The organism is Aphanizomenon sp. UHCC 0183 (assembly GCF_009712065.1).
GTDB classification, from domain to species: Bacteria; Cyanobacteriota; Cyanobacteriia; order Cyanobacteriales; family Nostocaceae; genus Dolichospermum; species Dolichospermum heterosporum.
Window position 1 is genome coordinate 94,584 of the sequence record NZ_VILC01000003.1, and the last position, 3,835, is coordinate 98,418.

General features: G+C 39.4%; 3 protein-coding genes. 2 read left to right on the forward strand and 1 reads right to left on the reverse strand.

Annotation, left to right across the window (positions count from 1 at the left end; translation table 11 throughout):
* Positions 1-513: 513 nt before the first annotated feature.
* Positions 514-1,590, forward strand: a complete 1,077-nt coding sequence (acsF, locus tag FJR37_RS01715; protein ID WP_168465125.1) for a magnesium-protoporphyrin IX monomethyl ester (oxidative) cyclase — start codon at positions 514-516, stop codon at positions 1,588-1,590.
* Between the two features lie 173 nt (positions 1,591-1,763).
* Positions 1,764-3,149: a collagen-like protein gene (locus FJR37_RS01720; RefSeq protein ID WP_168465126.1), complete on the forward strand. Its 1,386-nt coding sequence runs from the start codon at positions 1,764-1,766 to the stop codon at positions 3,147-3,149.
* A 53-nt stretch (positions 3,150-3,202) separates the two neighbouring features.
* Here FJR37_RS01720 and FJR37_RS01725 read toward each other — a convergent pair whose 3' ends face one another.
* Positions 3,203-3,781 carry a TIGR04376 family protein gene (locus FJR37_RS01725; protein ID WP_168465127.1) on the reverse strand — a complete coding sequence of 193 codons (579 nt, stop codon included), beginning with the start codon at positions 3,779-3,781 and terminating at the stop codon, positions 3,203-3,205.
* Positions 3,782-3,835 lie beyond the last annotated feature (54 nt).

The following is a 3,835-nucleotide window of genomic DNA, read 5'->3' on the forward strand; positions in this document are numbered from 1 at the left end:
AATAGGCAATAGGTAAGAGTAAAGAAGTTTTCAGCGATTTTACGTTTCTTTACACAGTTTGGTTTTATTGCGTTCACCTACTTAGTTCTGATTTTTCATGAGTGTTAACACAAACACATTATGTCCCACCGGAGTAACCAGCACAGAAGGTTCGACATTATAGTATAAAACATCAGTGTTGGCGATATTTTTCAACACCATATTACCAGCCCAATTAATAATGTCTTGTATTTTCCCAGCTTACATGATTTTCCTCGGTTTTGGCTAATTTAACCTTCCGCGCCTCAAAGGCGGCATTAAAACCATCATCTTTATTGCCATAGAAATAAAGTGTAAATCGTTTTTTGTGGATTTTTGCAACTCTTAATCATTTATCTGCTCATTTCTGGGCTAGATATTGCTACACTGAATTTCATACAAAATCATAATTGTTGTCCCTTGCACCTTGTGAGAGCATAAGGATCAGCTTTCTGGTGTCATCAAAAAAAGAAAGATAAAAGAGCAAATCAAAACATGGTAGAATCCCTCAGAAAACCAATCTCTGACGAAATTCGTTCTGGAGTTAAGTCCCCTGCTAAGGAAACCCTTTTAACACCAAGGTTTTACACAACCGATTTCGATGAAATGGCGCAGATGGATCTTTCCGTCAATGAAGAGGAATTAGAAGCTATTATTGCAGAATTCCGCATTGACTACAACCGCCATCACTTTGTTCGGGATGCTCAGTTTGAACAATCTTGGGACTCTATTGACGGAGAAACTCGCAAATTGTTCGTTGAATTTCTCGAACGTTCTTGTACAGCAGAGTTTTCCGGCTTCTTGTTATACAAAGAACTCGGCCGTCGCTTAAAGGATAAAAGCCCTCTTTTAGCTGAAGGCTTTAACCTGATGTCACGGGATGAAGCCCGTCATGCTGGGTTCTTGAACAAAGCTATGTCAGACTTTAATCTTTCTTTAGATTTAGGATTTTTGACTAAGAGCCGTAGTTATACGTTCTTTAAGCCCAAATTCATATTCTACGCGACCTATCTTTCTGAAAAGATTGGTTATTGGCGTTATATCACCATTTATCGTCATTTAGAAGCCCATCCTGAAGATCAAATTTATCCAATTTTCAACTTTTTTGAGAACTGGTGTCAGGATGAAAACCGTCACGGTGATTTCTTTGATGCGGTTATGAGAGCGCAGCCACAAATGTTGAATGACTGGAGAGCTAAACTATGGAGTCGCTTCTTCCTGTTGTCAGTATTTGCAACTATGTATCTCAATGATATTCAACGCAAGGACTTCTATGCTTCCTTGGGATTGGATGCGCGTGATTATGATATTCATGTAATCAAGAAGACTAATGAAACCGCTGGTAGAGTCTTCCCAGTTATTTTGGATGTTGAAAACCCAGCGTTTTATCAGCGTTTAGATGTTTGCGTCAAGAATAACGAAAAATTGGCAGCAATTTCTAGCTCTAATACGCCTAAATTCCTGCAATTCTTCCAAAAATTCCCAATCTATTTGTCTCATGGTTGGCAGTTATTACAATTATATCTGATGAAGCCTATTGATGCGGCTTCTGCTCACGGACAAGCTCGTTAATTTGAGTTTATTTTTTGAGGAGGTGGTTTTGTCCAAGACAAAACCACCTTTTTTTATCATTGATTTTTGAAAGTAGGGGCAAACCCCCCGTTGTTGCCCAAGAATCAGGGTAGGCACGGGGGCGCTACCCCTACATCAAATCCAAATCTTTTATATAATAAGTTTTACTTATCATGCACAAAAATTTTAGATATCAATTACCGTTTCTGCTGACATTTTGTTTATTTACTAATTTATTACCTGCGGTGGGTGCGGTTGTCTGTCCAACGGATGTTAAAGAATTAAAAGTAGCTGGGTATTATGATAGGGATGGTAGTAACGGACGTAGCGGTAGAGATGGACGCAGTGGGACAAGCCAGATAATAAACGCTGATGGTTCGGCGGTTAATCTTGACTTATCTGGAAAAGATGGTGAAGATGGCGAGGATGGTGAACCGGGTTTTCGTCCTAGTTGTCGGAATTATCAGGAAGAAGGACGAGATAATATTAATGCCCCCAATGGTGGTGATGGTGGTAGCGGTGGTTCTGGTGGCAATGGTGGTCAGGGTGGCGATCTGACGGTCTATTATACGAATTTGGCAGATTTAAGGAAAATTGCCGTTCGGGCTGTTGGTGGCGAAGGTGGACGGGGTGGAAGAGGTGCTAGAGGTGCGGTGGGTTGTTCCTGTCGTCAACGACGTTGGGAGAGGGAAAGTTGTACAGGAAGATCTGGTACTCTCAATCGTCAATGTACTCAAAAGGTTTATCGGTGTTACGATGGACGCGATGGCAGTGATGGTAGAGATGGGCGTGATGGTAAACCGGGCAGGTTAGGAATTTTAAGTATAGTTAATGGCAAAGAAGTTTTAGCAGATGATAAACCAACTGCGGAAATTGCGGTTTCTCAATTGGCAAATCAACAATTTAATCTTTCTAAAAATAAATGGCAAATTCGTCAAGGGGCAAAATCTTTACTTGCCATTGGTTCTGTAATTGCTGATGAATATCGAGAGTTTGAACGGCGGTTAGATGGAACTTTTAAATTAGTTTGGTCAGAAAAACAGGATATTAATAATTTTGCCAATCAATCTGTAAAACTCTCTTTAAATTATAATCAAGAAATAGATATTGCTTTTCCTGAAAATCTCTGGGTTGATGGTACTGCTAAAACTACGGGAGGTTTGACGGAGTACACTGTAAATCATGCTATTTTTCAGGAAGATGTGATTAGGTTAGCTGTGGCTGAATTTGCTAATTCGGGACAAAATCTCAGTTTCAGAATAGTTGATTTAGCTGGTAAATCTGATGTGATTAATACTCGGTTTAAAGTGAAATATCGAGCGCGAGATAATTTTGATGATGCTTTTAATCCTCAAATTTTATATGAAGGGGAAGTTCCTGCGGAGTTAGTAAGTCGTAGTTATAATAATTTTACTCTGGCTTTAGGTAAGTTAAAAATTCCTAGTCAAGCTTTAAATCCAGGTGTAAAGGTTGATGTTGAAGTTGTGGCAATTCGTTCTTTAGGTGGACGTTCTATACAGCAAAAAATTAGTTGGCAAGGGGTAATTCGTAAGCGATGATAAGATTTAGATCCCCGACTTCTTAGAGAAGTCGGGGATCTTGTTGTCCATAATTATTTTCCCATGTTGCGTTTGAGTTTTTCTAATTCATCTTGGGTTTCCCAACGGCGAAATGTATTTTCTAGGTCATCAAAATTACTATTATAATTAGTAGCTGTATTCCAGCCATGAGTTTCAGTTTCTAATCTTTGTTGGGTTTGTGCTTTGGTTCTGGCTGTTTGTGCTTCGGCTGCTTTGGTTTGTACTTCTTGACGACGTTGTTGAATTTTGCGAAGTAGTTCTTGGGATTGACTAATGCGTTCTTTTAAACCTTGCATTTGTCCCCACATTTGATTTCCTTCTCGCAGTAGTGCTGCTTCTCGTTCTTGGGCTGGGGTGGCTAAGTCTTGTCTACCTGCGGCTTGGGCCTTTTCAATACGGATATGCCATTTTTGAATTTCTTGGGCTGTGGAGAGGATTTCATCTTGCGATCGCTTCTCTTGTAATTGTAACTCGGCAATTAATTTTAATGTATCTTCTTCTTGTTCCCGCAGTTGTTCTAATAGTGCTTCTAACTCTAAATGAGGGTTATTTCGCAAGAATTCTTCTAAACGACTTTCTAAAAACCGACTTAAATCATCAAATAAACTCACTGTTAATACTCCAAAGATTAGATATATGTTTATTTATAACAGGGAACGGGGGGT